The organism is Pyruvatibacter sp. HU-CL02332, from assembly GCF_040362765.1.
Taxonomy (GTDB): Bacteria; Pseudomonadota; Alphaproteobacteria; order CGMCC-115125; family CGMCC-115125; genus Pyruvatibacter.
This window is the reverse complement of sequence record NZ_BAABWK010000002.1, coordinates 414128-440608: the sequence shown is the minus strand read 5'-3', so window position 1 is coordinate 440608 and position 26481 is coordinate 414128. Positions and strand designations below refer to the sequence as shown.

At 56.7% G+C, this 26481-nt stretch carries 26 protein-coding genes; 16 read left to right on the top strand and 10 right to left on the bottom strand.

The annotated features are described in order from the left end of the window. The first annotated feature begins 77 nt into the window (after positions 1 to 77). The 6 genes from ABXH05_RS12830 (at position 78) to ABXH05_RS12805 (ending at position 4560) form a co-directional block, all read left to right on the top strand. Positions 78 to 560: a PAS domain-containing protein gene (locus tag ABXH05_RS12830; RefSeq protein ID WP_353561350.1), complete on the top strand. Its 483-nt coding sequence runs from the start codon at positions 78 to 80 to the stop codon at positions 558 to 560. Between the two features lie 91 nt (positions 561 to 651). After that, on the top strand, positions 652 to 1383 hold the full coding sequence (locus ABXH05_RS12825; RefSeq protein ID WP_348140204.1) for a TerC family protein: 732 nt from the start codon (positions 652 to 654) through the stop codon (positions 1381 to 1383). Positions 1384 to 1473: 90 nt separating this feature from the next. Beyond that, entirely contained in the window at positions 1474 to 2421 is a 948-nt protein-coding gene (locus ABXH05_RS12820; RefSeq protein ID WP_353561349.1) for a phytanoyl-CoA dioxygenase family protein, read from the top strand. A gap of 72 nt (positions 2422 to 2493) precedes the next feature. Further along, complete coding sequence (locus ABXH05_RS12815) at positions 2494 to 2964, top strand: PAS domain-containing protein (RefSeq protein ID WP_353561348.1); 471 nt, start codon at positions 2494 to 2496, stop codon at positions 2962 to 2964. A gap of 127 nt (positions 2965 to 3091) precedes the next feature. Then, the gene (gene lipA / locus ABXH05_RS12810; RefSeq protein WP_353561347.1) at positions 3092 to 4048 is read left to right on the top strand and encodes a lipoyl synthase; all 957 of its coding nucleotides are present in this window, start codon (positions 3092 to 3094) and stop codon (positions 4046 to 4048) included. Continuing rightward, positions 4048 to 4560, top strand: coding sequence for a type II toxin-antitoxin system RatA family toxin (locus ABXH05_RS12805; protein ID WP_353561346.1), 513 nt, complete (start codon positions 4048 to 4050; stop codon positions 4558 to 4560). The genes lipA and ABXH05_RS12805 overlap by 1 nt, the downstream gene beginning before the upstream one ends. Before the next feature lie 2 nt (positions 4561 to 4562). On the opposite strand, the gene ABXH05_RS12800 is transcribed toward ABXH05_RS12805, so the two are convergent. The 3 genes from ABXH05_RS12800 to ABXH05_RS12790 are packed head-to-tail and all read right to left on the bottom strand — an operon-like array spanning position 4563 to position 6769. Beyond that, a complete protein-coding gene (locus ABXH05_RS12800; protein ID WP_353562402.1) occupies positions 4563 to 5033 on the bottom strand; it encodes a CinA family protein in 471 nt (156 codons plus the stop codon). 42 nt (positions 5034 to 5075) lie between these two features. Beyond that, positions 5076 to 5576, bottom strand: coding sequence for a phosphatidylglycerophosphatase A family protein (locus ABXH05_RS12795; protein ID WP_353561345.1), 501 nt, complete (start codon positions 5574 to 5576; stop codon positions 5076 to 5078). Beyond that, positions 5573 to 6769: a bifunctional 2-C-methyl-D-erythritol 4-phosphate cytidylyltransferase/2-C-methyl-D-erythritol 2,4-cyclodiphosphate synthase gene (locus tag ABXH05_RS12790; protein WP_353561344.1), complete on the bottom strand. Its 1197-nt coding sequence runs from the start codon at positions 6767 to 6769 to the stop codon at positions 5573 to 5575. The genes ABXH05_RS12795 and ABXH05_RS12790 overlap by 4 nt, the downstream gene beginning before the upstream one ends. Positions 6770 to 7031: 262 nt before the next feature. Here ABXH05_RS12790 and dusB point away from each other — a divergent pair, with 262 nt between their 5' ends. From dusB to hflX, 10 genes are all read left to right on the top strand, one after another. Further along, positions 7032 to 8099 carry a tRNA dihydrouridine synthase DusB gene (dusB, locus tag ABXH05_RS12785; RefSeq protein WP_353561343.1) on the top strand — a complete coding sequence of 356 codons (1068 nt, stop codon included), beginning with the start codon at positions 7032 to 7034 and terminating at the stop codon, positions 8097 to 8099. Then, positions 8099 to 9280, top strand: a complete 1182-nt coding sequence (locus tag ABXH05_RS12780; RefSeq protein WP_353561342.1) for a two-component system sensor histidine kinase NtrB — start codon at positions 8099 to 8101, stop codon at positions 9278 to 9280. The genes dusB and ABXH05_RS12780 overlap by 1 nt, the downstream gene beginning before the upstream one ends. Continuing rightward, positions 9270 to 10712 (top strand): nitrogen regulation protein NR(I), encoded by a 1443-nt coding sequence (ntrC, locus tag ABXH05_RS12775; protein ID WP_353561341.1) that lies wholly within the window; start codon positions 9270 to 9272, stop codon positions 10710 to 10712. The genes ABXH05_RS12780 and ntrC overlap by 11 nt, the downstream gene beginning before the upstream one ends. A 189-nt stretch (positions 10713 to 10901) precedes the next feature. Continuing rightward, positions 10902 to 13235, top strand: a complete 2334-nt coding sequence (locus tag ABXH05_RS12770) for a sensor histidine kinase NtrY-like (RefSeq protein WP_353561340.1) — start codon at positions 10902 to 10904, stop codon at positions 13233 to 13235. A 21-nt stretch (positions 13236 to 13256) separates the two neighbouring features. Next, a complete protein-coding gene (ntrX, locus tag ABXH05_RS12765; RefSeq protein ID WP_348140227.1) occupies positions 13257 to 14651 on the top strand; it encodes a nitrogen assimilation response regulator NtrX in 1395 nt (464 codons plus the stop codon). Positions 14652 to 14708: 57 nt separating this feature from the next. Beyond that, entirely contained in the window at positions 14709 to 16085 is a 1377-nt protein-coding gene (gene trkA / locus ABXH05_RS12760; protein ID WP_348140229.1) for a Trk system potassium transporter TrkA, read from the top strand. 24 nt (positions 16086 to 16109) lie between these two features. Beyond that, positions 16110 to 17579 (top strand): potassium transporter TrkG, encoded by a 1470-nt coding sequence (locus ABXH05_RS12755; protein ID WP_353561339.1) that lies wholly within the window; start codon positions 16110 to 16112, stop codon positions 17577 to 17579. Between the two features lie 9 nt (positions 17580 to 17588). After that, the gene (locus ABXH05_RS12750) at positions 17589 to 18482 is read left to right on the top strand and encodes a D-amino-acid transaminase (RefSeq protein WP_353561338.1); all 894 of its coding nucleotides are present in this window, start codon (positions 17589 to 17591) and stop codon (positions 18480 to 18482) included. A 166-nt stretch (positions 18483 to 18648) separates the two neighbouring features. After that, positions 18649 to 18900: an RNA chaperone Hfq gene (hfq, locus tag ABXH05_RS12745; RefSeq protein ID WP_043948969.1), complete on the top strand. Its 252-nt coding sequence runs from the start codon at positions 18649 to 18651 to the stop codon at positions 18898 to 18900. 92 nt (positions 18901 to 18992) lie between these two features. Further along, the gene (hflX, locus tag ABXH05_RS12740) at positions 18993 to 20345 is read left to right on the top strand and encodes a GTPase HflX (RefSeq protein WP_353562400.1); all 1353 of its coding nucleotides are present in this window, start codon (positions 18993 to 18995) and stop codon (positions 20343 to 20345) included. 3 nt (positions 20346 to 20348) lie between these two features. Here the strand turns inward: hflX and ABXH05_RS12735 are convergent, their stop codons facing one another. From ABXH05_RS12735 to ABXH05_RS12705, 7 genes are all read right to left on the bottom strand, one after another. Next, complete coding sequence (locus ABXH05_RS12735; protein WP_353561337.1) at positions 20349 to 21437, bottom strand: pectin acetylesterase-family hydrolase; 1089 nt, start codon at positions 21435 to 21437, stop codon at positions 20349 to 20351. 30 nt (positions 21438 to 21467) lie between these two features. After that, the gene (mazG, locus tag ABXH05_RS12730) at positions 21468 to 22286 is read right to left on the bottom strand and encodes a nucleoside triphosphate pyrophosphohydrolase (RefSeq protein ID WP_353561336.1); all 819 of its coding nucleotides are present in this window, start codon (positions 22284 to 22286) and stop codon (positions 21468 to 21470) included. A 3-nt stretch (positions 22287 to 22289) separates the two neighbouring features. Continuing rightward, on the bottom strand, positions 22290 to 23696 hold the full coding sequence (locus ABXH05_RS12725; protein WP_353561335.1) for an MFS transporter: 1407 nt from the start codon (positions 23694 to 23696) through the stop codon (positions 22290 to 22292). A gap of 100 nt (positions 23697 to 23796) precedes the next feature. After that, positions 23797 to 24147, bottom strand: a complete 351-nt coding sequence (locus tag ABXH05_RS12720; protein ID WP_353561334.1) for a DUF3147 family protein — start codon at positions 24145 to 24147, stop codon at positions 23797 to 23799. Between the two features lie 24 nt (positions 24148 to 24171). Further along, complete coding sequence (locus ABXH05_RS12715) at positions 24172 to 24939, bottom strand: SDR family oxidoreductase (RefSeq protein WP_353561333.1); 768 nt, start codon at positions 24937 to 24939, stop codon at positions 24172 to 24174. Next, the gene (locus ABXH05_RS12710) at positions 24936 to 25592 is read right to left on the bottom strand and encodes an MBL fold metallo-hydrolase (protein ID WP_353561332.1); all 657 of its coding nucleotides are present in this window, start codon (positions 25590 to 25592) and stop codon (positions 24936 to 24938) included. The genes ABXH05_RS12715 and ABXH05_RS12710 overlap by 4 nt, the downstream gene beginning before the upstream one ends. A 26-nt stretch (positions 25593 to 25618) precedes the next feature. Further along, the gene (locus tag ABXH05_RS12705; protein WP_353561331.1) at positions 25619 to 26464 is read right to left on the bottom strand and encodes an SDR family NAD(P)-dependent oxidoreductase; all 846 of its coding nucleotides are present in this window, start codon (positions 26462 to 26464) and stop codon (positions 25619 to 25621) included. Positions 26465 to 26481: the final 17 nt, after the last annotated feature.

Genomic DNA, 26481 nt, shown 5'->3' with positions numbered 1-26481 from the left:
AGGGCAGATAGAGCGCGCACCCATTAACCCTGTTGGCTGGTGGGTTAAATAGATTTGAAATCAAGGCACTAGTGTAAATGAGTTCCGATACTTCCATCGCTGACATCAATTGGGATGTCCACGAGGTTCAAGCAGTAGAGCACCCCAAAAACCAGCAATTGCTGGCCAGTTATGAAGCCAATCGCCCCGATGGTGGTTTGCCGAACCGTGGGAGCTTTGACCTTATCGATCTCAAAGATATAGCGCCGGGATTACTGATCGTTGAACAGGTGCCCGAAGATGAAGGCTTGATACGTTATCGCCTTATCGGCAGCGAGATTGAAGAGCGCACCAAGGTTGCATTCACCGGCAAATCTCCGGAAATCTTCGGTCAGGCGATGTCGGAAGAACTGCGATCAATCTACCGCCGAATTTTTGCAAATCACCGCCCCGTCATGTTGCGGGGTAACCTGCTCGGGTTGGGGATAGAGCATGTCGACTATGAAATGGTCTTCCTCCCAGTCATGTCGCGTGATGACACCCGTGTGGATGCGATTTGCGGCATGTTTGCTTTCAATTAGACACACGACCAATGGGGTCTTTGCGGACGTCAGTGCGTCCCGCTAGGGTTGGTGCGATTCATCCTCGCAACATGATCTGGCGGTCACCTCCATGATTGAACTTCTAGCCTCGCCTGCTGCCTGGGCCAGCCTCGCAACACTGGCCATACTCGAAATAGTATTGGGCATCGACAATCTGGTGTTCATCTCCATTCTGGCAGATCGATTGCCACCGGAGCAGCGCCAACTGGCTCGCCGCGTTGGACTGGGTGCCGCGCTTGGGACGCGAATATTACTGCTGTTTTCAATCGTGTGGGTCATGCAGCTCACTGAGCCGTTGTTCACGGTGCTGGACCAATCCGTATCGATCCGCGATCTCATTCTTTTGGGCGGCGGGGGCTTCCTCATTGCCAAGGGGACCATGGAAATCCACCACACCGTGGAAGGCGACGGTCCTGCTGAAGCCAAAGTTGCTCACGCGAGTTTTGCCTATGTCATCACTCAGATTGCCATTCTCGATATCGTGTTTTCACTCGACAGTGTGATCACGGCTGTTGGCATGGCCGACGACATCGAGATCATGGTTGCTGCGGTCATGATTGCCATCGCGGTGATGCTCTTTGCGGCTGATGCGGTTGGTGCATTTGTCTCCCGGCATCCAACGGTGAAGATGCTCGCTTTGTCATTCTTGCTGCTCATCGGCATGGCTTTGGTCGCAGATGGTCTGCAGTTCCACATTCCCAAGGGATACCTGTATTTCGCTGTCGCATTCGCCGTTGGCGTTGAAAGCCTCAATCTGATGCGGGTTGCGCGAAAGAAGAAGCGAGCAGCTGCGGCTGCTTAGAGGGAGCGCTGTGCAATTTCCGGTTGTTGAGAATTACACGTGCCGCGCTAGTCTTTCTTCGGTCGCCATATGCGTTGGGAGGACGTGTTCATGAGTCCAGGATCAATCACATCAGCTGATTGCCGCTTCACCGAAAAGGATATTGCGAACTGGAATCGCGATGGAGCGGTCCTGATCGAGAACTTCTTTACACCGGAGGAGTTGGCGCCGGTCTTGAAGGACTTTGAGGTCCTGTATGGCGATAAGGCACCCGGCGCCCAGAGTTCAGCTCGGGACAATAAAAAGAGCGGTTCAATCGGCCAGTTTGAAGTTGAGCAGTTTGCCTACTTCGACGACATGCCGTTCGACTGCTCGCCAGCGTTGAACCTACTGGGCATGCATCCTGCCCTTGCTGAACTTGCTCGCGCTGCCTTGCAGGCCGAGGACGTGCATCTCTATCAAAGCCACAGCTGGGCCAAATTTACCGGCGGTGCTGACTATGACCAGACATTTCACTGTGACTTTAAAAACCACACATTGATTGCGCCATCCGACGACGTGCGGGAGCGGACGATCAACATCATGATCTACGCCACGGATGTAACCAATGAACACGGCGCAATTCATTACGTGACTCAGCCAGACGGCGACACAGTCATGAACGGTCGCCGCCCGCAATTCCCGGGCGATGCCGAGCAGGCAAAGTTGAAGCCATTGGAAAAGTCTGGGGCGGCACCGGCAGGGTCAATCTTCGCTTATGGCATTGACGTGTTTCATCGCGGTACCAACCTGACATTGCCCGGTGCGCGGCGGTTTACGCTCACCGCAAGCTTCAAACGAGCCGGCAATGAAATGATCGGCTGGTCGGCGTGGCCCTACCACTTCATGAAACCGTGGGAGACCATTTTTGCCCACGCAACGCCTGAGCAGCTTGCTTTGATTGGTATACCGCTGCCTGGCCATGCCTATTGGACGCAGCGGACGCTTGAGCGCACCAAGGAGAGATATCCCGACTGGAATGCGGAACCCTATGCAGGGGCGCTTAGAGCGGCTGAATAGGGTTCACTCAACCAATAGGACGCACACGGTATATTTGCGAATTGATAACCGGAATAATGCAATAATCTCTGCATGTTACAGAAAAAGCCTAAAACGCTGGGATATTCCTCCGGCCGGGTGGACGCTCCATCTCATATGAACAATCAGGCGTTGCTGGCCTATTGGGAGGAAAAACGGCCAGAGGGGCAGCCATTGATGCGGTCTGATTTTGATCCGCTACAACTGCCCAAGCTGCTGCCGTGCCTGTTCCTGGCCAAGCCACTGGGCGATGATTACCAGTTTCGTCTCGTTGGCAGCCAGATTGAGGAGCGGATGCGCCGTGCGCTGACGAACCAGACACTGACTGGCGTCTATGGGCCGGATTTTGGGCCCAAGACTGTTGAGAGTTACCGCCACGCTGCGACAACCTGCGAGCCATTGACCCTGCGGGGCAACTATGTGGGCGACAATCTGGAGCATATCGATTTCGAAGTGCTGCATCTCGCCATTCAGTTTGAAGACGGCTCACGCGGCGTGATCGGTGGCCAGTTCGCGTTCGATTAGAAGGCACCTCTCGGGCCGTCCGCCCGGATGTGCCGCGCTGGCATGCAGCAGGTGAAATCCCCGTTTGCCCCGCTATATGATAAGCTAACGCCAACCAGTCACCCTATTGGAATCGGTCTTCCGGCCCATGGTTACAGTTCTCGATACAGTTTCCGCCCAACGCCCGCGGCATCCTGAAAAGGAAAACCGGCCAGACACACCTATTCTGCGCAAGCCGGAGTGGATTCGTGTAAAGGCGCCAATCTCCAAGGGTTATGCCGCCACGCGAAAAATCGTCAAAGAGCACAGCCTCACAACCGTGTGTGAAGAGGCTGCCTGTCCCAACATCGGAGAATGCTGGGACCAACGGCACGCCACCATGATGATCATGGGTGACACATGCACGCGGGCATGCGCCTTTTGCAACGTGAAGACTGGGCTACCAGGGGCCCTTGATGATGATGAACCAAAGAATGTTGGTTCAGCTGTCGCCAAACTCGACCTTGCTCATGTTGTGATAACAAGTGTCGATCGCGATGACCTTGCAGATGGCGGAGCAGATCACTTTTCCAAAGTCATTCGTTCGATCCGCCAGCAGGCGCCAAAAACAACAATCGAAATTCTCACGCCTGACTTTCTACGAAAGGATGGCGCCTTGGAGACCGTGATTGAAGCAAGGCCGGATGTGTTCAATCACAACCTTGAAACCGTGCCATCGCTTTACCTGAGGGTGCGGCCCGGTGCCCGGTATTACCATTCCATGCGTTTGCTGGAACGGGCCAAAGAGCTGGACCCGACGGTTTTCACCAAGTCCGGCATTATGGTGGGCCTGGGTGAGGAGCGCGACGAGGTCTTGCAGTTGATGGACGACTTGCGGTCCGCAGGCGTTGATTTTCTGACCATCGGACAATACTTGCAGCCGACACGTAAACACCATCCGGTCGCCCGTTTTGTGACACCGGATGAGTTCGCTGCCTACGAGCGGGTTGCCCGCGCGAAAGGGTTTCTGCTGGTGTCAGCAACACCGCTTACCCGGTCGAGCTACCATGCGGACACAGACTTCGCAGCTCTTAAAGAAGCGAGAGCACGGCAGGTGAGCACCTGATGCCTGTCCATGACGAGCAGCGCATTGTGCCGTTTTCGCCCGAACAGATGTTTGCGTTGGTCGCAGACGTAGCCCGTTATCCGGAATTCTTGCCGTGGTGCGCTGGCGCCCGCATCCGCACGCGCGAACGGATTGAAGGTGTGGACCGGATGACGGCAGATCTTATCGTCGCCTACAAGGTGTTTCGCGAACGCTTTACCAGTCGTGTGACGTTGAATGATCAAGAAGGTGTGATCGAGGTGGAGTACCTCGATGGGCCCTTTACCCACCTGATCAACCGTTGGACATTTAGTCCTTATACAGATGATGTGGTGGTAAACGGAACAAAGGTCGGATTCTTCGTTGACTTTGCTTTCAAGAGCAAGACGTTGCAAAAGATCATTGAAAGCAGGTTTGCAGATGCGGTGGTCAAAATGGGCGATGCCTTTGAGGCGCGATCCCATGACATTTATGCACCTGCTTCGGTTAAGGAGGTGCCTGCGCCTCAAGCAGAGCCAGTGACCGGCGGCTAGTCCTATTCGGCAATGCGCTCCAGAAGCATTGTGAGCGCGACTTCCATGGCCTTCATCCGGACTTCAGTGCGGCCAATATCACCAAATCGATGGCTGTCATGAACGATGCGTCCATCGCGTCTGGCGCTGGCAAAGTGGACGAGTCCCACCGGCTTCATTGGAGTGCCGCCGCCCGGGCCGGCTACACCGGTAATTGAAACCGATACATCTGCCCGAGAATGGGAAATTGCACCTTCGGCCATTGCCCGAGCAACGGGCTCGCTGACGGCACCAAAGTCGGCAATCATGTCTCCGGGAACGCCAAGCAATCCCCGTTTAGCCTCGTTGGAATAGGTAACGAATCCAGCATCCACGACGGCCGATGAGCCGGCAATATCTGTCAGGCACGCGGCAACCAGACCGCCCGTGCAGGATTCGGCCGTTGCCACTTTGAGGTTTTTGGCCTGGGCATCAGACAGAACGAGTTGTGCCAGCTTGCTGATGGGTCCGGGGAAAATGATCTTTGTCCTCTCAGCTCAGGCGGTGAAGAAAGCAATGCCCGCGATCCATGCGGCCATGATTGCATAGATTGCGGCAACCAGGTCATCAACCATGACACCCATTTCACCGGCCACACGTTTTTCCAGACCTCTGATCGGCCAGGGCTTCCAGATGTCGAACAATCTGAAAAAGGCAAACCCAAGCAGGTAGAAAATCGGGTTTGGCGGCAGGGCGGCCATCACGAGCCACATGGCAGCGACTTCATCAATCACCACTTCGCTGGGGTCATGATTGCGGGAAGCAGCAATGTATTTTTCCGTTGCCCAAAGTCCGATCAGGAATGCAGCAATGGCAGCAATGGACAGAACCACTGGGCCACCGAGAATGGCAAAGGGGAGGGCGGCAAACACCGCCGCAATTGAGCCCCAGGTGCCGGGTGCTGGGCGCAGCAATCCGGATCCACCGAACGTAGCAACCACGACGACGGGGTCGGTAAATCTAAGGCCCTGCGGCAAGGGTGTCAGATACCGGCTCATAGCTCTGCCGCGAGAGGCAACCGCACAGTGGCGATGGATTGTGCGGCTATGCCTTCGCGCCGGCCGGTAAATCCGAGCGCTTCGGTGGTTGTCGCTTTCACGGATACCCTGTCTTCAGCAATGGAGAGAATTTCAGCAACCCGTTTACGCATTGCAGGACGGTGCGGTCCAACCTTGGGGCGCTCGCATATGATGGTGATGTCTGCACTTGCAATCACGCCGCCTCGGTCTGTGACGAGAGATGCTGCATGAGCCAGAAACTTCCAGGACGCAGCGCCCTTCCACTGTGGATCGCTGGGTGGAAAATGCTCGCCGATGTCGCCGGCTCCAATGGAGCCCAAAATAGCATCTGTAAGCGCGTGAAGGCCGACATCAGCGTCAGAGTGGCCAACAGTGTCGCAATCGTGGGGGACCGGAATGCCGCACAGCATGATTTCGCTTGCCGTGCCGGGGGCGTCAAACTTGTGTACGTCAAAGCCTGATCCCGTTCGGACATCTCCAAGGCGCGCGGCCATCAGTCCATCGGCGCGAACCAGATCGTCCTGTGTGGTGATTTTCAAGTTATCCTCCGCGCCGTCGACCAGACCTATTGCCATCTTTGCATGTTCAGCAACCGCAGCATCATCTGTGAGAGCATCTCCGGCGACAGCACGATGAGCTGTCAGAATGTCATTGTATCGGAAGCCCTGTGGTGTCTGCGCACGGGCAAGGCCGGTTCGATCGACTGTTTCACCCACCAGCCCATCGGCTACACGTTTGAGGGTGTCAGTAACGGCGACACACGGCAAAGCGGCCGCATGATCGTCAAGTGCATCTATGACCCGCGTTATCAGGCCGGCGCTTGCAAGCGGCCGAGCGCCGTCCTGGATCAGGACCTTGGAAGGCGAGAGCGCCTCGAGTGCCTCTAGCCCAAAGCGAACAGAGTCCTGTCTTTCAGCGCCGCCATGCACAGGGGGAAGGAGCTTGTCCCCGGCACCAGATGCCTGTGCGGCTGCGTCATACATCTCCCGATCATCCGGGTGAATAGCGGTCACGACATGAGTTACATCAGGATGTTTGAGAAAAGCCCGCAGCGTGTGGCTAAGGACCGGGGCGCCGCGCAGCTGGGCGTATTGCTTGGGCAACTCGCCCCCAAATCGATGGCCACGTCCGGCAGCGACAATCAGCACGGCGGTGGAGGCAGGTGCGGTCATGAACTTCAGGCCTTGCAGGCAAACGGTCAGGAATCGGCGCGTTAACGCCAGAATTGAGGCTGCAAGCTAGCCGCAGCACGGTGCCAATGCCAAGCATTCCAGCCGTTCACTGGATTTATTGTAGAAGCACCAGTCGCCCCAAATCCTGGCCTGGTGGCGATCACCGTCAATTTGCTTCCGGTCAGCCCTTGTCGGCACGGGGTGTTGGGTATAGTTTGATCAACAAATAGGCAGTTATTGTATGTGCTCATCAACTAAGCAAATGGATCAGTCAGGCCCGCAAAAGCTGGCGCTTTCGAAGCGCCCGGCGCTGCACGTCGTGCGCGGTAAGACGGATATTGCTGTCGATCCCGTTTTCCTTGCGCCGATGTCCGGCATTACTGATCTCCCCTTCCGCCGCACTGTGCGTGGGCTTGGGGCAGGGCTGGTGGTGTCGGAAATGATCGCCTGTGAGGACCTCGTAAACGAAAAAGAAGAGGTGATGCTTCGCGCACGCCGCGAGGCGGCTGAAGAGCCAATGGCGGTGCAGCTTGCCGGACGCGAGCCACACTGGATGACGGAAGCCGCCAAAATTGCGGAAGGCTCAGGGGCCCGGATCATCGACATCAATATGGGGTGCCCCGCCAAGAAGGTGGTCGGCGGGCTCTCGGGCTCCGCCCTGATGCGCGACCTTGACCACGCTCTCACGCTGATTGATGCCACCCTTGAGGCAGTGAGTGTTCCCGTGACGCTGAAAATGCGGACCGGTTGGGACATGGATTGCCGAAACGCGCCCGAACTTGCCGCGCGCGCTGAGGCGGCCGGCGTGGCACTCATCACAGTGCATGGGCGCACGCGCAACCAGTTTTACACCGGCCATGCGGATTGGGGTTTTGTCCGTGAAGTCAAAAACGCCGTCGATGTCCCCGTCATTGTGAATGGTGACATCTGCACAATTGAAGATGCCCAAAACGCGCTCTCACAGTCAGGGGCTGATGGCGTGATGGTCGGGCGGGGTGCGCAGGGCGCTCCGTGGCGGCTTGGGCAAATTCGGGCGTCGCTTGCAGGCAGTGCGGTCCCGGGTGATCCGGGTACGGATCAGCGTCTTGAGATTATTCTCGCGCATTACGAAGCCATACTGGAACATTACGGAGAGGCGCTTGGCGTACGTTGCGCTCGCAAGCACCTAGCCTGGTACGTCGAGGATTATGAGCGCTGCAATGGCATTAGCCTGCGCGCTGCCAAATCAGACATGTGCCGCATGTCTGACCCCTCAGACGTCCGAAACGCACTCACATCGATTTTCAACGACGACGCGACTGAGGTCGCGATGCAAGGGCAAGTCGCATAATGGCCGGTCAGGCAGCTAAAGTTGCATCATCAGGATTGGGATTGGACGGGGCAGGTGCATTTGTTCTGGATGCTCTCCCGCATCCGGTTATGAAAGTCGGGCCGGACGGAATGGTGGCGTTCGTGAATGCCGTCGCTGAGCAGTTTTTTGCAGCCGGCTCAAACATCATTCTTGGCAATCCACCAAGTGACCTGGTGGCATTTGGCAGCCCCTTGGTAGCCCTTATCAATCAGGTTCAGGCAACCGGTGCCTCAGTGACTGAGTATGGCGTCGGCATTGGCGGACCGCGCATGGGTGAGCGCGACGTTGATATCCAGGTTGCGCCTATTGTTGAAGAACCTGGGGCCGTGGTTGTGATGCTTCAGGAACGCACCATTGCCCACAAAATGGACCGGCAACTCACGCACCGAGGGGCCGCGCGTTCGGTCACCGGCATGGCCGCCGTGCTGGCCCATGAGATCAAGAACCCGCTGTCAGGTATCCGCGGGTCAGCTCAGTTGCTTGAAATGGGCGCACAGCCCGAAGATCGGCATCTGACGAGATTGATCACGGAGGAAGTGGACCGCATCTGCAAGCTGGTCGACAGCATGGAGGTATTTTCCGACAAGCGCCCTCTGGCTGCAGAGCCCGTGAACATCCATGAGGTCCTGGACCATGTACGTCGTCTTGCAGGCACAGGGGTCGCCAAAGACATCAAGCTGACTGAGGAATACGATCCATCTTTGCCGCCGGTACCCGGCTCGCGCGATCAGCTCGTTCAGGTCTTCCTGAACCTCGTGAAGAATGCAGCGGAAGCTGTTGATCCGGAAGATGGTGAGATCGTTGTCTCGACAGCCTATCGACCGGGTGTGCGGCTATCTATTCCCGGGAGCAGTGAGCGCGTGAGTCTGCCGCTTGAAGTGTGCGTGCGCGACAACGGCCCTGGCGTGCCCCCGGATCTGCTACCTCATCTGTTTGACCCCTTCGTGACCACAAAACCCACCGGAACCGGGCTGGGTTTAGCGCTGGTCGCAAAGATTGTGGGTGACCATGGCGGCGTCATTGAATGTGACAGCATTCCGCGCCGCACTGTTTTCCGCGTGCTCCTCCCCATCAAGCGCACAGCTATGAAAGACCCGTCTCTTGGCGCGAACAGTGATGTTCCCGTTTCAGGCGGCTTAGGAGAATTTGATGCCCAGTGAAACGATCCTTATCGCGGATGATGACGGCGCCATCCGCACAGTGCTCAATCAGGCGCTCGGCCGTGCGGGGTTCGATGTTCGCTCAACGGGCAATGCCTCCACACTGTGGCGTTGGGTGAACCAGGGCGAGGGTGACCTCATCATCACCGATGTGGTGATGCCGGATGAAAATGCATTTGATCTCATTCCCAGAATTAAGAAACTGCGACCAGATCTGCCGATCATCGTGATGAGCGCGCAGAATACGCTCATGACGGCCATCACCGCGGCAGAGCGCGGTGCCTATGAATACCTGCCCAAACCCTTTGATCTAAATGAGCTCACAGGCATTGTGCGCCGCGCACTCTCGCAGCCAAAGGCGGCTGCGCCCAAGCGTGAAACAACCGAAGAAGAAGATCGGATTCCGCTCATCGGTCGTTCGGCCGCCATGCAGGAAATCTATCGGGTTATGGCGCGTCTGGTAGGTACAGACCTGACAGTCATGATCATCGGTGAAAGCGGGACCGGCAAAGAGCTGGTGGCCAAGGCGCTTCACGACTACGGCAAGCGTCGCAATGGACCGTTTGTGGCCATCAATATGGCGGCTATTCCTCGTGAACTTATCGAGTCAGAACTCTTCGGCCACGAGAAGGGGTCCTTTACCGGCGCGAGTGGCAAAGGCGTTGGTCGCTTTGAGCAGGCGGAAGGCGGCACCCTCTTTTTGGATGAAATTGGCGACATGCCGATGGATGCCCAGACCCGCCTGCTACGTGTGTTGCAGGAAGGCGAGTACACGACTGTCGGCGGACGTTCGCCAATCAAGACAGATGTACGCATCGTTGCCGCAACAAACCGCGATCTGCGGCAGCTCATAAATCAGGGGCTTTTCCGAGAAGACCTGTTCTACCGGTTGAATGTTGTACCCATCCGACTGCCGCCTCTGCGAGAGCGCTCTGAGGACATTCCCGATCTGGTCCGGCACTTCCTTACGCTGTGCGAAGAAGAAGGCCTGCCGTCCAAAAGCATCGATAATTCTGCGCTTGATCTCATGCGCAGACATCGCTGGCCGGGCAATGTGCGTGAACTGGAAAACATGGTTCGCCGTCTCGCCGCGCTTTACACCGAAGACACCATCACGTCAGAGGTGATCCAGACGGAACTGGCTGAACCGTCTGTCTCACACGAATTGTCTGAAGTTGCTGAGGATGAAAATATGGGGGCCGCAATCGAACGGCACCTGCAAAGGTACTTTTCTGAGCATGGTGACGCCCTGCCACCTCCAGGTCTCTACGACCGTATTCTCAAGGAGTTGGAGCGGCCACTGATCTCAATCTCCCTGGGGGCTACTCGGGGAAACCAGATAAAGGCGGCGCACCTACTGGGCCTAAACCGCAACACACTGCGCAAGAAGATTCGAGATCTCGATATTCAGGTCGTTCGTGGAATTCGTTAATTAGAACAGAGCAGTAGGCTCATTTTCGGCCTGTCGCATTCCAGCAACAATGTTGTTGATTTGCACCTGTTGCACGTCCACAATACCAAAGTGTTGCCAAACGTCCGCCCGTGACCGTGTGGTCCTGGCATGTTTGAGCATCTCTTACTTTTGTGGAACCCGTAGCGGCAACTGAGGCGAATACGGACAATGGCGTCCACAGGCTCGATGACGCAGCGCAAAGACAGCTACCGCACCGCGAGAGCACGTGTGGGGTGGTGGCTCAAACGCATCCAGTGGCCAACGATACTCGGCATCGGCCTCGCAATCGCGGCAGTTGTCAGCGGTGCGGCCACCTACATCGCTCTTACGGGGGCGACTGATTTTGAGCCCACGCGACTGCAGGCCATTGGGCTGCTTCTCGTCAATCTGGCTATCGTCCTCACACTTTTCGCGCTGATCGCCTACAGACTTGTGCGCTTGTGGATTGCTCGACGGGCGGGCAGCGCCGGTGCACGGCTGCATGTACGCCTCGTTGCCATGTTCAGCTTCGTTGCGGTCATGCCCGCCATCATCGTCGCCGTGTTTGCGGCCACGACCTTGGACCGCAGTCTGGATTCCTGGTTCTCAGAGCGGACGCGCACAATCATTGCCAATGCCTCAAGTGTGGCAGAGGCATATCTCAGCGAACATCAGCAGGTTTTGCGTGCCGATGCGCTTGCAATGGCGAGCGACGTAAACCGCAGTGCCTCTCTCTACATGTCCAACCGCCAGCGTTTCCGTGAAGTACTGACAACGCAGATCGCCCTGCGGTCTCTTTCCGGTGGGTTTGTCGCAAACTCCAACGGTCAGTTGTTGGAGTATGCCGAAGGGTCAGCACAGACACGCATTGCTCCGCCATCTCCGGAAACACTGAATGAGTTGGGTGAAGGCGAAGTACATCTCATTGCCAGCGAGGGCGGTGACCAGGTCCAGGCACTGGTACGCCTCTCCAGTTTTGATGACGCGTTTCTTCTGGTCTTCCGCATCGTCGATGCACGGGTGATTGATCATCTTGCAAGGACGCGGACAGCCGCTGCTGAATACGCAAATCTGGAAAGCCGTCGTTACACCGTGCAACTGACCTTTGCGCTGATTTACGTGATCGTTGCACTGTTGGTTCTGCTCGCGGCGATCTGGCTTGGGTTGTGGGCTGCAAATCGGATGGTCGCACCGATCGGTGAACTTGTGGGTGCTGCGGAGCGGGTGTCCGATGGCGATCTGACCACCCGGGTAGAAGTCGCAAACGATGCCGACGAAATTACGGCACTGGGCCGCACCTTCAATCGCATGACCGGGCAGCTGCAGAGTCAGCGCAATGAGCTGATGGAAGCAAACCATCAGCTCGACCGACGTCGCCGGTTTACGGAAACGGTCCTGTCCGGCGTCAGTGCGGGTGTAATCGGACTCGATGCCAAGGGGCGCATCGACCTCGTCAATCGCAGTTGCCTCAATTTGCTTGGCCGAACACGCGACGAGCTTGTGGGTCAGCCGCTTGTGGCCACGGTTCCCGAAACAGCGATTTATGTGCGGCAGGCCATGGCGCGTAACGACAGACCGTCGGAAGGGCAGATTACGCTTGAGCAAGAAGACGGTAGTGAGCGGACGTTGACCGTGCGTGTGGCATCCGAAAAATCCGGCGACGGGTCACATGGCTATGTCGTGACGCTTGATGATATTTCCGAGTTGGTATCCGCGCAGCGTGCATCTGCATGGGCGGACATTGCCCGCCGCATCGCCCATGAAATCAAAAACCCGCTGACACCCATTCAGCTTTCTGCTGAGCGACTCAAACGTAAATACGGCAAACACATCGAGAATGATCCTGAGGTGTTTGAACAATGTACCAATACGATCATACGACAGGTCGGTGATCTTGGTCGGATGGTCGATGAGTTTTCGTCATTCGCGCGCATGCCAACTGCTGTCATGGCGCGGGCTGATATTGGAGAACTCGTGAGGGAAGCCGTGTTCCTGCAACGCGTGGCCGCTCCCCACATTGAGTTTGATGTCGAGGGTGCAGATGCCCCGATCATGGTCGAGTGTGATCGTCGTTTGATCGGTCAGGCGCTTACCAATCTGATCAAGAACGCATCTGAGGCTATTCAGTCGCGGCACCAGGCTGAAGGTTCCGAGCCGGAAGAAGGTGAGGACCGTATTGTTGTATCCCTCGATGACAGCGCCGAGATGATTTCGCTCAGCGTGGCTGATACCGGCATTGGGTTGCCGCGCGGCGAACGCTATCGGCTGCTTGAGCCATATGTGACGCACCGCGACAAGGGTACGGGCCTTGGCCTCGCGATCGTGAAGAAGATCATGGAAGACCACTCCGGAAACTTGCTGCTGGAAGATGCGCCATGGGTTGCCGATGGCGGTCATGGCGCCAGCATTCGCCTGCTGCTTCCGCGCACCCAGGCGACCGAGAACGATCAATCTACGAATGAAATTGAAATCAATGATGATGCAGAAGTGCCCTTCGGGCAAAGCGCATCTATGTCTGATTAAGAGTGTTGGAGAGTTAGACTTATGGCGTCAGATATTCTCATTGTTGATGATGAGCTCGACATTCGGGAGCTTATGGCCGGCATCCTGGATGATGAAGGCTACGAAACCCGTCTTGCAGGCAACAGCGATGAAACGCTGAAGGCAATTCAGGCGCGTGTGCCACGCATGGTTCTGCTGGATGTCTGGTTACAGGGCAGCCGCATGGATGGGCTGGATTTGCTGGATGCGATCAAGGAGAAGCACCCGGACCTTCCGGTGGTTGTGATTTCTGGCCACGGCAATGTTGAAACTGCCGTAACCGCCATCAAAAAGGGTGCCTATGACTACATCGAAAAACCCTTCAAAGCAGATCGGCTTGTCCTGATCGTTCAGCGTGCGATCGAAGCGTCAAAGCTGAAGCGGGAAAATGAGCAGCTTCGTCAGCGGACCGGTGACGAAGCGGAGCTTGTGGGTGTGTCTTCCGGCGTCAATCAGTTGCGGCAGATGGTGGATCGGATTGCGCCCACAAACAGCCGGGTGCTGATCAGCGGACCATCGGGGTCAGGCAAAGAAGTGGTGGCGCGAATGCTTCACGCCCGCTCGCTTCGTTCAGGCGGCAGCTTTGTGGCAATCAATGCCGCGACCATGTCTCCGGACCGCATGGAGGAAGAACTCTTTGGGACCGAGGCTGACGCAGGCCGCGCGGCCAAGGTTGGCGTGTTTGAGCAGGCCCATAAGGGCACTTTGTTCCTCGATGAAGTTGCTGACATGCCGCTTGAGACCCAGGGAAAAATTCTGCGCGTTCTGGTGGACCAGACATTTGAACGTGTTGGCGGCGGTCCGCGCGTGCAGGTTGATGTTCGTGTGGTGTCGTCCTCAAGTCGTGACCTGACCACGGAAATTGCCGCAGGCCGCTTCCGGGAGGATCTGTATCACCGGCTCAACGTTGTGCCGATTTCCGTTCCTGCTTTGTCAGAACGCCGCGAGGACATTCCGCTTCTTGCAGAGCACTTCATGGAACACATTGCCAATTCAACCGGTCTGTCGGTCCGCAAGATTGGTGAAGATGCTCTTGCCGCGCTGCAGGCACATGACTGGCCGGGCAATGTGCGTCAATTGCGAAACAACATTGAACGCCTTCTGATCCTTGCTTCGGGCGAAAAGGAAGGTGCCATCACGGCCGACATGTTGCCGTCCGAAGTTGCACGAACCACACCCCAGGTGGGTGAGGGCGAAGCGGGCCAGAACATCATGGCATTGCCGTTGCGCGAAGCGCGGGAGAGTTTCGAGCGCCAATATCTGCTTGCACAGATCAGGCGCTTTGGCGGAAATATCTCTCGTACTGCAGCCTTTATCGGGATGGAACGCTCAGCCCTTCATCGCAAACTGAAGTCTTTGGGCGTAACCACTTCAAATAGATCCGAACTGAGCGCCTGATTTTGCGTCACATCTCATCTCAATTCTTCAAGAACCAAGCCGCATAAGGGCTACCTCATGAAAGTTATCGTTTGTGGCGCAGGGCAGGTTGGTTCCGGCATTGCGCGGCAGCTCTCCAATGAGCACAACGATGTAACCGTCATCGATAATTCGCCAGATCTCATTCAGCAGATGGCGGACAATCTTGATGTGCGCACTGTCGTTGGATACGCGTCTCATCCTGATGTGCTGGAACGCGCCGGTGCCCGGGAAGCTGACATGGTGATCGCCGTAACGTTCGCGGATGAAGTCAACATGGTGGCCTGCCAGGTTGCGCACTCGATCTTCAATGTTCCCACCAAGATTGCTCGCATCCGGGCCCAGAGCTATCTGCGCCCGATGTGGCAGGATCTGTTTACGCGCGATCACATGCCCATCGATGTGATCATTTCACCTGAACTTGAAGTGGGCCGTGATGTGATGCGGCGTCTCGAGATGCCCGGTGCTTTGGAAGCCATTCCATTTGGTGACACTCACATCACGTTCCTCGGCATTGCGCTGGAAGATGATTGTCCGGTCGTAAATACGCCTCTTCGCCAACTGACCGAGCTGTTTCCGGATCTCAATGCGGTTGTTACGGGTATTCAACGTGGCGAGCGGCTCTTCGTGCCGGACTCAGAAGATCAGATGATGGTCGGCGATGTCGCTTATGTTGTGACGGATACGACGCAAAGTGCGCGCGTCCTGTCGCTCTTTGGTCATGAAGAGCAGGCCGCACGCCGTGTCGTGATTGTTGGCGCAGGCAACATCGGCAGACATGTGGCAGCTGAGCTTGAAAATTCACACACCAGTGTGAAAGTAAAAATAATTGAGGCTGACAAACAAAAAGCCGTGTTGGCAGCTGACGAGTTATCCCGGACCGTTGTGCTGAACGGTGACGCACTTGATGAAGAAGTGTTGCGTGAAGCAGGTGCCAGTCAGGCGGAAACAATCCTGGCACTGACCAATGACGACAAGGTCAATATTCTGAGTTGCGTGATGGCCAAGCAACTTGGGTGCGAGCGGTCGGTGTCGCTGATTAACAATCGCGGTTACTCCGGTTTGATCAATCCGATGGGGGTCGACGCATTCGTCAACCCGCGTGCCACGACGGTCTCAACCGTACTCCGTCATGTCAGGCGTGGGCGCATCCGCGGCGTTTCATCTGTGCAGGATGGCAAGGCGGAGGTGATTGAGGCCGAAGCCCTTGCGACATCGACCCTTGTCGGGCGGCCTTTGCGGGATGCAGATCTGCCATCAGGCATACGCCTGGGCGCTGTTCTGCGCGGAACAGAAGTAATCGTTCCGCGTGGTGATACTGAAATTCAGGCTGGTGATCGGGTCATCATTTTTGCCATGGCTGATGAAGTGCGACGTGTGGAACGCATGTTCCGTGTGAGCATCGAGTTCTTCTAGCGCAATCCGGCGGAAAGCCTTTTCATGTTCGCCATTATCGGCATTGTTCTCGCAGCTTCTCTTTCGGTGATTGCGCTCGCGCATTTGCTGCCGGTGCTTGTCGCTGTATCCGCAGGTGACAATGACCAGGCAATTGTATTTGCCATGACCGGGCTACTGACGGCGTTTATTGCTGGTGCCTTGGGTTTTGCAACAGGTGGGCAGAAACATCGACCTGTTGTGGCGGAAAGACTGACGGCACTTTCCATCGTCTGGCTCATTGTGCCCGGCTTTGCCGCCATTGCGTTTGTCGGGGTTGATCCAAAGACGCTTTATGTGGATGCCTATTTTGATGCGGTGTCCGCATTGACAACAACAGGATCCATTTCGCTGATCAATGAGTTGTCGTCTGCGCCCGCTGTCATGATTTGGCGCGCGACCCTGCAGTGGATTGGCGGGTATGCGACTCTTTTGATGTCTATGCTCGTGCTCGCGCAGCTTGGTCTTGCAGGATTGTCACTACGCCGGGCACCCATTCCCCCCGGTGATACATCCGGACCTTTCGGGCGGTATTGGCCCGCAATGGTGGCGCTGGGTTTGGTTTACGGCAGTGTGACCCTTGCCGGTGTCATTGGTCTGCTGGTTGGTGGCATGGCTTTGGTGCCAGCCATTGGTTTGGCTTTCTCCGCTGCAGCAACCGGGGGACTGATGCCCAATGGTGGTACGGTTGTGACATCGATCAGCGTCTTTTCGGGCATTGTTGTAGCAACGCTCTTGTTGCTTGGTGCCACCAATTATCTGCGTCACGCGGGACTGGTTCGAAGATCGCCGCGTACCTATTGGGAAGATCCTGAGTTCCGGTACATGGTCCTCGGTATCACTGTTGGTGGTATCGTACTTGCGGGACTTGTTGCCATCACGTCGGGTGCAAGTCTCCCGCTGATCAATGCAATCATGTGGATGCTGTCTCTCCTTTCAACGTCGGTGTTTGCCGTCGACGAAGCAGGCTTTGGCAGCATTCCCCTTCTTGTCGCTCTTGCAGTTGTGTTCGTTGGTGGCAGCACCATGTCGACAGCTGGCGGGCTCAAGCTCATGCGCATCGCGATATTGATGAAACAGGGATCTCGGGAGATCGCCCGACTGTCTCACCCCCACGGCATTGTTCATACCGATTTTGGTGGGCGCTCTTTCACCATGCCCTTGATGCGAGGCGTGTGGACCATGTTTGTGCTGATGCTGGTCTTTGCCCTGTTGACGGCACTTGCTCTGACGGTGCTGGGCGTTCCATTTGAGCATGCGATCACAGCCTCAATTGGTGCGCTCTCCAATGCAGGCCCTGTCCTTGGTTTTGCGACCAGTATCGACGGCGCTCCGATTGGTGTTGGCAGTTCGGAAGTCTATGCAGCCATGCCGGCGACAGCAAAGCTGGTGCTGAGCCTCGCAATGGTCGCGGGCCGTGTGGAGCTTCTGGCATTTGTCGGTGTTGTCACGGCCCTGACAACACAGGACAGTTAGGGCGCGGTTATGAGCCGTATTGCCTTTGTCAAAGATGCCCGAAACCCTGGCTCCTACGTGTCGCGCGACAGGGCTGGTGTCTCCATCGAGGACCGGGGCTTCTTGTTCTCCGACGGCATATACGAAGTCTGTGAAGTGCGAGACGGCGGACTCGTTGACGAAGAGCGTCACCTTGATCGGTATGTGTCGTCACTCAAGGCCTTGAAGCTTGCATCGCCCATGCCGATCCGCAGCCTCCAATTGGTGTTGCGCGAAACAATTCGCCGCAACCATGTCCGCAATGGGGTGTTGTACTTTCAGGTAACCCGTGGCGCAGCCAGACGCGACCATGCCTTTCCGGATCCACAGGTGCAGCCGACACTTACGGTATTTGTTACGCCGGCGAACACGGCCATACGTGATGGCAGGGCCGCCGCTGGCGTTGAGGTGACGACTCTGCCGGATGAAAGGTGGGCGCGACGCGACATCAAGTCGACCAGCCTGCTGCCAAATGTCCTCGCCAAGCAGGCCGCGCGCGAAGCCGGTGCCTATGAGGCGTGGCTGGTGGATAGGGCAGGCTTCATAACCGAAGGGTCATCGACGAATGCGTGGATCGTGACCAATGACGGAACACTTGTAACGCGCCCCTTGAGTGAAGACATTCTGCCGGGCATCAGTCGCAGCATTATTCTTGATGCGGCGACATCGCTTCAGCTCGAAGTAGAGGAGCGTGCGTTTACCGTCTCAGAGGCGAAGACCGCTGCAGAAGCATTTCTGTCAAGCTCCTCAGCTGTCCTTTTTCCTGTTGTGGGTATTGATGGAGTGGCTGTCGGTGACGGCCAGGCCGGCCCTGTGACACTTCGCCTGCGTGCATTTTCACGCGCCATTTCGCAAGTTTCTGGTGCGCAATTGCCCAGCATTTAGGCAAAACTGTCGATTGCCACGAATTTGCCCTTGTTCCGCAAGAAAACTGTATCAAATGTCTGGTACGAAACTGCCGAAGTGAGTCTAGGTTCTTTGGGGCTGTCCAACCTCGCCCCTGAGAACGACGCAAGTGCATACAAACAAGAACAAAAGAAAGGCCAAGCACATGTCCTCAGACAAACCGCAGAACCTCCAGGACACCTTCCTCAACTACATTCGCAAACAGAAGATGCCGGTCACGGTTTTTCTCGTGAATGGGGTAAAGTTGCAGGGTGTTGTGACCTGGTTTGACAGCTTCTGCGTGCTGCTTCGCCGAGACGGCCATTCGCAGCTTGTGTACAAACATGCCATTTCGACGATCATGCCGTCGGCGCCGGTCCAGCTTTTCGATGATGAAGGCGAGGGATCCGGCGAATAAATAGCGCCGGGACCGCCCTTATTTTGACGACACCGAAAAAGACGAAAAACAAACAACATCCGACTGCCGCTTCGAAAGACGTCCACGTGGATATGACACCGGTGGATGATCGCGTAGCTGCGACTGAAAGCGGCCGGGCCATTGTGCTTCACCCATGGATCAAGTCCGGTCCGGTGGCAGCCGCTGCTCGCCACACCCAACGTGCTCCTGAAGACCGTCTCGAAGAGGCGGTGGGCCTTGCTGCTGCTATCCACCTCGACATCGCGCAGGCCATCGTAGTGCCTGTAGCCGATCCCAAACCCGGCACATTGTTTGGTCAGGGCAAGGTGGATGAGATCAAGCACATGGTGGAGCTGGAAGAGGCGGGCCTCGTCATTATTGATGGTCAGGTCACGCCCATTCAGCAGCGCAACCTTGAGCGCGCCTGGAAAGCCAAAGTGCTGGATCGTACAGGCTTGATCCTTGAGATTTTTGGCGAGCGCGCAGCGACCCGAGAAGGCTCATTGCAAGTCGAACTTGCGCACCTGATGTACCAGAAAAGCCGTCTGGTGCGGTCATGGACCCACCTTGAACGCCAGCGCGGCGGATTGGGATTTGTGGGTGGTCCGGGTGAAACCCAGATCGAAGCCGACAGACGTCACATCCAGGACCGCATAACCAAGCTTGAAAACCAGCTGGAGCGTGTGACCCGCACGCGTGAATTGCACCGCAAGACCCGGCGGCGCGTGCCCTATCCGGTTGTAGCGCTTGTTGGCTATACCAACGCTGGCAAATCTACCTTGTTCAATCGGCTGACGGCGTCTGGCGTGCTGGCGGAGGACATGTTGTTCGCAACACTCGACCCGACTATGCGTGCCCTGGACATGCCGGGCGGTCAGCGGGTGATCCTCTCCGACACGGTGGGGTTCATTTCGGACCTGCCGACGTCGCTGGTCGCCGCTTTCCGCGCAACACTTGAAGAAGTGCTGGAAGCAGAGCTGATCTTGCATGTACGCGATATCTCACACCCGGACACCGCTGCTCAAAGGCAGGATGTCCATGATGTACTCAGAGAGTTGGGTGTCGATCCGCAGGATACGGAACGCGTGATTGAAGTTGCCAACAAGATTGATCAGCTTGATGGGCCCGGGCGTGCCGTGCTGGCTGATACCATCGAAGGCGATCCAAACCAGATCGCGGTCTCTGCCATAACCGGGGAGGGCATCGATCCCCTCAATGCTCTGATTGAAGGGCGCGTTACCGCACATCTAACCGAGATTGATGTCCTGCTTGGCCCTGGCGACGCTGCCGCTCGTGCATGGCTGCACGAAAACTGCACCGTTACAGGTGAAGATGACCCTGATGACGAAGGTAATGTCCGTATTTTGATCAAGGTCTCTTCAGCGGATACAGGCCGGATCAACAAACGTTTCCCCGGCCTGCTTCCTGAGGCTCTTGAACTCTAGTTGCTACTCGGCAGGTCCACCGCAACCTGCTTCGTCGTTCGCGCAGGTGACCGAGGCGACTTCATTGCCGTTGGCGACATCGCGCACCCAGTCAACGGCGCGTACACCTTCGGCTTCAAACTCATACATCTCATCAAAACGCAGGAGCGTGTGGAAAGTGCCCGATGCAGTAAAGCTGCGGAAGTTGCCAATCTCCGTCGCCAGGTCATCCAAGTTTGCCTGAAGCAGCGGATACACTTCGCTGTCTGACCCAAGCAAGGTCAGAAATTGCTTCTGCACAGCGTCATAGGCGGTGTTGAACTGGCGGAATTTTATCTGCGGAAACTGCGTGGCCGTAGCGACATAAAAGTCGTCAAAGCTCGACGTCTCAGCTGACAATGATTGCATGGCAGGCCACGCGGGCAGGTCTGTATAGATACCCAACGCCTCGTTCAGGTCCGTGTTGCCACTTACCCGATATCCACCTGCGCCGCCTGCAAACTGAATGACCTCCGCTTCAGGGTATGCTTCCTGCACGATGCCCGCGTAGACCGGAGAGGAGACAGCACCTGCTGAGCCGCCGGACACGAAGACTTTTTCGGGTGCCTGCACATTGTCGAACAACCATCCAAGGGCTGACATGGTGTTGGCTTTGCCGCGATGATGAATGGTGACTTCACTGCCGTCAGGCTTGGTGTAGGTCTTGTCATTGGCCCCCAGATGCACGTCGCCAGTGCAGTAGGAAACAAATACCTGCGTCCATGCACTGAACGGATTTTCCGGTTTGTCCTGTGCAAACGCTCCGCCACGAGTGCGAGGATCGTTGTGGGGGAGTTCGGCCATCGGCACATATGTTGTGGGCTCAACGCTGGCGTCGCAGTTCTGGCCTGACCAGCACGCGCCGCCGCCATTCAAAAACACCATCACGTTCTCACGTGCGCCGGGCTTTACATGAAAGGTGTAGGGCGTGCCCATCGCACACAAGGTATCGCCACCTGGCGCAATGGTATTCCAGCCGTCGGACATCTCGTCGATTGGCGTGAGTGTGTCGGCATTTGCCAAAGCACTAACTGTAATTGATGCAATCGCAGCAAAAAGTGCGGTCTTGAACATGTGCGTTCCTCCAGATGGATCGTGTGAACTCTACTGCCGTTCTTCGGTCTTGGCTCTGGTCCACAGAGCGTCCATTTCTTCCAGCGTCGATTGATCTGCGGTTCGTCCGTCTTCTGCCAACCATGCTTCAATCTGCGCAAAGCGCCGTTCGAATTTTGCGTTCGTTCCGCTGAGAGCCTGCTCGGGATCAACATCCAGATGCCGCGCGAGGTTGGCATAGACAAACAGGATATCTCCCAGTTCATCCATGACCCGTTCGGCAAGCGCTCCCTTATCCACTTCGGCTTTGAGTTCAGCTGTTTCTTCGGCCAGCTTGTCGAGGACCTGGGCTGTCTGAGGCCAGTCGAAGCCGACGCGGGCCGCGCGTTTTTGCAGTTTTACCGCGCGGACGAGGGCGGGCAGCGCTTTGGGAATGCCATCCAACGTACCGGGGTCTTTGCCGTCAGCCTTTGCCTTACGTTCTTCAGCCTTGATTTTTTCCCAGCTGCCTTTGACGGCGACCGGTGTCTTTGCCTCGCCGTCGCCAAACACATGGGGGTGACGGCGCACCATTTTTGAGGAGATGCTCTCGACGACATCTTCAAACCGAAAGCTGCCTTCATCTTCCGCAATGCGGGAATGAAACACGACCTGCAACAGCAGATCACCAAGCTCATCTTTCAGGTCGTCACGGTCGCCACGTTGGATTGCGTCAGCCACCTCATAGGCTTCCTCAATCGTGTACGGCGCGATCGTTTCAAACGTCTGCTCCAGATCCCAAGGACAGCCACCATCCGGGTCACGCAACTTCGCCATAATGGCCAGAAGCGTCTCAATGCCGTGTTTGTCTTTGGGAAGTGTCGCACTCATTGATCAGTCCGGTGTTCGGTCATGCACGCCCGTAGCCACAGCCGCGACCGCTGCTGCAGCGTCGGCAGGGCCTTCGTGAGTGTGATGACGCTCAGCCAACTTGGCGCGCAACTCAGCCTGTGCTTCCTTGGTCAATGGATAGCGCCACATCACAATACCGGCGATGGCCATGAACAGTGCCGGCAGGGTCACGTACAGAGCCAGAAGCTGGTTGAGAGTTTCGGGGCTGTTAGCTCCGGTTTCAGGCACAAATCCAATTACATCCAACATGACGTATGTGATGCCCACAGCGACGGCGAAACCAATCTTGTTGGTCATCGTCAGTAACGAGTAATAGAGCCCGGTGCGTTGCTGGCCGGAGTCGATCAGGTCGCGGTCGCACACATCCGCCATGATGGCGCGTAGCAGAAACGAACCAGCGCCGTAGGCCAAGCCATAAAGGGTGTTGCCGAAGAACAGCCACCAGAATTCTTCGCGCGGCATGAAGACAATCAACGGCAAAGCCGTCGCGCCATAGAACATCGCAATCGCCAGCGTCTTGTGCTTGCCCATCTTGTGGGCAACGCGCAGCCAGATCGGTACGCCGACAAACCCTGCAACGAAATAGACGAGCAGCAGCAGGCTTGCCGTTTCTGGCAGGCCCATCACGTATGAGGCAAAAAAAATGTAGAGCGAGCCGGTGATGCCCGGTGCGATGCCCACCAGAAGGTCAGCAAACAGGACGCGACGCAGCAGCGTGTTCTTGAGGATCAGGCGACCGGACTCTTTCCAGTTGATACTCGCCTGCGGCACGCTTTTGAATTCGGGAACGACCCATACCGCTAGGGCAATGGTGATCGGCAGCAGAATGATAACGAACCAGCCCATGGCTGCTACACCATCGGCAAGTCCTGTACTTGCGCCGGTGGTTTGTAGAACCGCTGGAAGCGCCAACACCGTGAAAGACCCGAAGATGAGTGCAAACTCACGCCAACCCTGGATTGATGATCGCTCATCATAGTCTGTCGAAAGTTCTGCACCCCATGACATGTGTGAAATGGTGATGAGCGTCCAGCCGATGTAGAGGATCACCATCCAGAACATCAGATAGGCGCCGGTGACTGGCGCCGTCGGCATGAACAGCATGTATGACGACAACATGAGAATTGGCGCTGAAATCACCAGCCAGTGTCTGCGACGCCCCCAGCGGGAGTGGATGCGGTCAGACAGGGTGCCAAGCACCGGGTCGGTAAAAACATCCCAGAACCGCGCAACCATGAAGATGACGCCGACGAGTGACAGGGAGAGGCCCATGTCTTCTGCATAGAAGGGCGGCAGGTACACAACGATGGGCAGGCCAAGAGCGGCAATGGGAATGGCAGGAAGCGCAAAGGAGCCCAGCTGCCATTTGGAGATACGGCCTTTAGCCATGGAATACGTCACCCACAAATTACTGAATTGCGGGCGAGCCTAGTGTGGTGAGCTGTGCGATACAATCTTGCGGCTGCGGCAAAAATGGGCTTGGCCAAGGCTACAACTCAATACCAAACCGCGCCGTCACAAAAACCACCAGCCCGTAGAGCGCAACAGTCAGTAGAACCGACAACCCGAGCGCCGGCCAGAACGCGTAGTCGGATCGAAGCAACGCGGGCATCACCAGAAACATCGGCAGTGATGGCAACACATAAAAGAATGTCGCTTCGAGCTGATTGGCAACACGAACAGTGTCTCCGGTGTCGTTCCAAAGCCAGATAACAGCCAGAATTGAAATGAGGGGCAGGGACGCGACCAAGGCTCCGAATGCAGGGCTTCGTTTTGAGGTTTCGGCAACAATCATGACGAGTACGCCAGATAGGGCTGCTTTGATTAGTACCTGGAGCACGTCATTACCTCTACGATGTAGCGTCTAGTAGTGGGTCATGTATCCGCCATCGACCGCCAGCGTGTGGCCGGTGATGTAGCTCGCAGCATCTGAGGCAAGAAACACGGCCGCGCCCCCAATTTCGTGAGGCTCGCCCCACCTTCCAAGTGAAGACCGGTCGCGCGGCATCTGGGTGATCTCTTCAACATCAACAAGGGGGGCGTTGAACTCCGTCGCAAAAAATCCCGGCGCGATGGCATTCACCGTGATGCCGTTCGGGCCAAGTTCAGCGGCAAGCGCTCGAGTGGCTGCTGCAAGTCCACCTTTTGCCATGCCATAAACCGGATCGCCCTTGAGCGAAATATGTGCAGCAATCGACGTCACGTTGATGATGCGCCCACTGCCTCTTGTCTTCATGTGTTGCGCCGCAAGCCGGGAGAGCTCAAAAGGCGCAACAAGATCGACCTGCAACAGGTCCTTGATGGCATCGGGCTCAAACTCAAAAAGATCGCGCCGATCTCGTGCGGCCGCATTGTTCACGAGAATATCGATGCGGCCATGCTCGCCGATGATGCGCTCGACAGATCGTGCTGCAGCGTCTGCGTCTGCAACATCAAAGGGCAGGGGCGTTGCCTTCAAGCCATCGTTCGTCAGCGTGTTAGCCGCAAGGCTGACTGTCGCGGCTTCACGGCCGCCAACAAAAACATGCGCACCGGCAGCGCCAAGGGCGCGCGCCATTTCAAGCCCAAGCCCGCGCGCGGCACCGGTGACAAGTGCAATGCGGCCCGACAGGTCAAAGGGGTGTGTACTCACGCCAGCCCCAGGACTTCATCGGAAACATAGGGATTCGTCTTTTGCTCGTATTCAAATGTCGAGAGGGGGCCGTGCCCGGGGACAAACCCTGTGTCACCGCCAAGCGTAAACAGCCGATCTCGGATTGAATCGATGAGCTGCTGGTGATTGCCGCGTGGAAAATCCGTGCGCCCGACGGATCCCTGAAAAATGACATCGCCGACCAGAGCAATGCGCGACGGCCCATGATGAAAAACGATGTGGCCGGGCGTGTGTCCGGGGCAATGGATCACGTCCAGCGTCAGTCCTCCGACTGTCACCGTGTCTCCCTGATCCAGCCAGCGCGTTGGCTCAAAGAGGTCGTAAGTTGGCATGCCATATTTGGAGGCCTGCTCCGGCAGCGTCTCAATTAGGAACAGGTCATCCTTGTGCGGCCCTTCAATGGGGACACCATGCGTTTTCGCCAGCTCTCCTGCTGCACCCGCATGGTCCAGATGTCCATGGGTGAGGAGGACCTTTTCAAGCTTGAAACCAGCTTCATGTATGGCGTCATTCAGGCGACCGATATCGCCGCCCGGGTCACACACGGCACCCACCATTGTTTCGTCGTCCCACAGGAGCGAGCAGTTTTGCTGGAGCGGCGTGACGGGCACGATGGCGATTTTGAGAGGCATGAGGTTAGGTCCGGCTGGTTTCAGGTTCAGCTCTTAATAAACGCTTCAAACGCATCCGCAAAATCCGGATGCCAGCGGGAGAGGGCGGGTCGGTTCTCAATCAGGTCGCCGACATTCCACGCGGTGCGCTTTTCATCCATAGCCCGGTCCACGTCATTGTCCGGGCACAGAATGTAAAAGTCGCCGCGGGCAAGGCTGTCAAACATGAAATCTGCGACCTGCTCGGACGTCCAGGCGCCCGGTGGCTTTTCAGGAAGGAACCGCTGGATCATCCCCGTATAGGTAAATCCGGGGATCAGCAGGTGGGCGCTGATCTGACACTCATCAAGGTTGCGCAGCTCATGAGCCAAGGTCTCCGTGTATGCTTTTACGCCTGCCTTGGAGACATTGTACGCACCGTTGCCCGGCGGCAGGGTGATGCCTTGCTTGGACCCGGTGTTGATAACGATCCCCGGTGCACCGGCTTCAATCATGCCGGGCACGAAGGCCTGCACGCCATTGATGATGCCGCCAAGATTGATGCCAAGCAGCTGCTGCCACCCATCTCCATTCTCCCAGGGCTTGCCGGGATTGAGACCTGCACCGGCATTGTTCATGAGAATGCTGGCGGGCCCAAGGTCACTTGATATCTGGTCAGCCAGTGTGTGCATGGCAGACGCGTCACTGACATCACACTCGAAGGTCAGAACCTTTCCGGCGCCTGAAACACGTGTCGCTGCAGCTGCAAGTGCTTCAGGGTCACGGTCTATCAAGGCCACGTTGAGCCCGGCGTCAGCCATCTGCTGTGCGCAGGCAAGGCCGATACCGTTGGCACCACCGGTAATGACGGCGGTGTTTCCGGACTGAAATGCAGGGAGCGCAGGAAGGGTCATCGGATATCTCGCAGCAG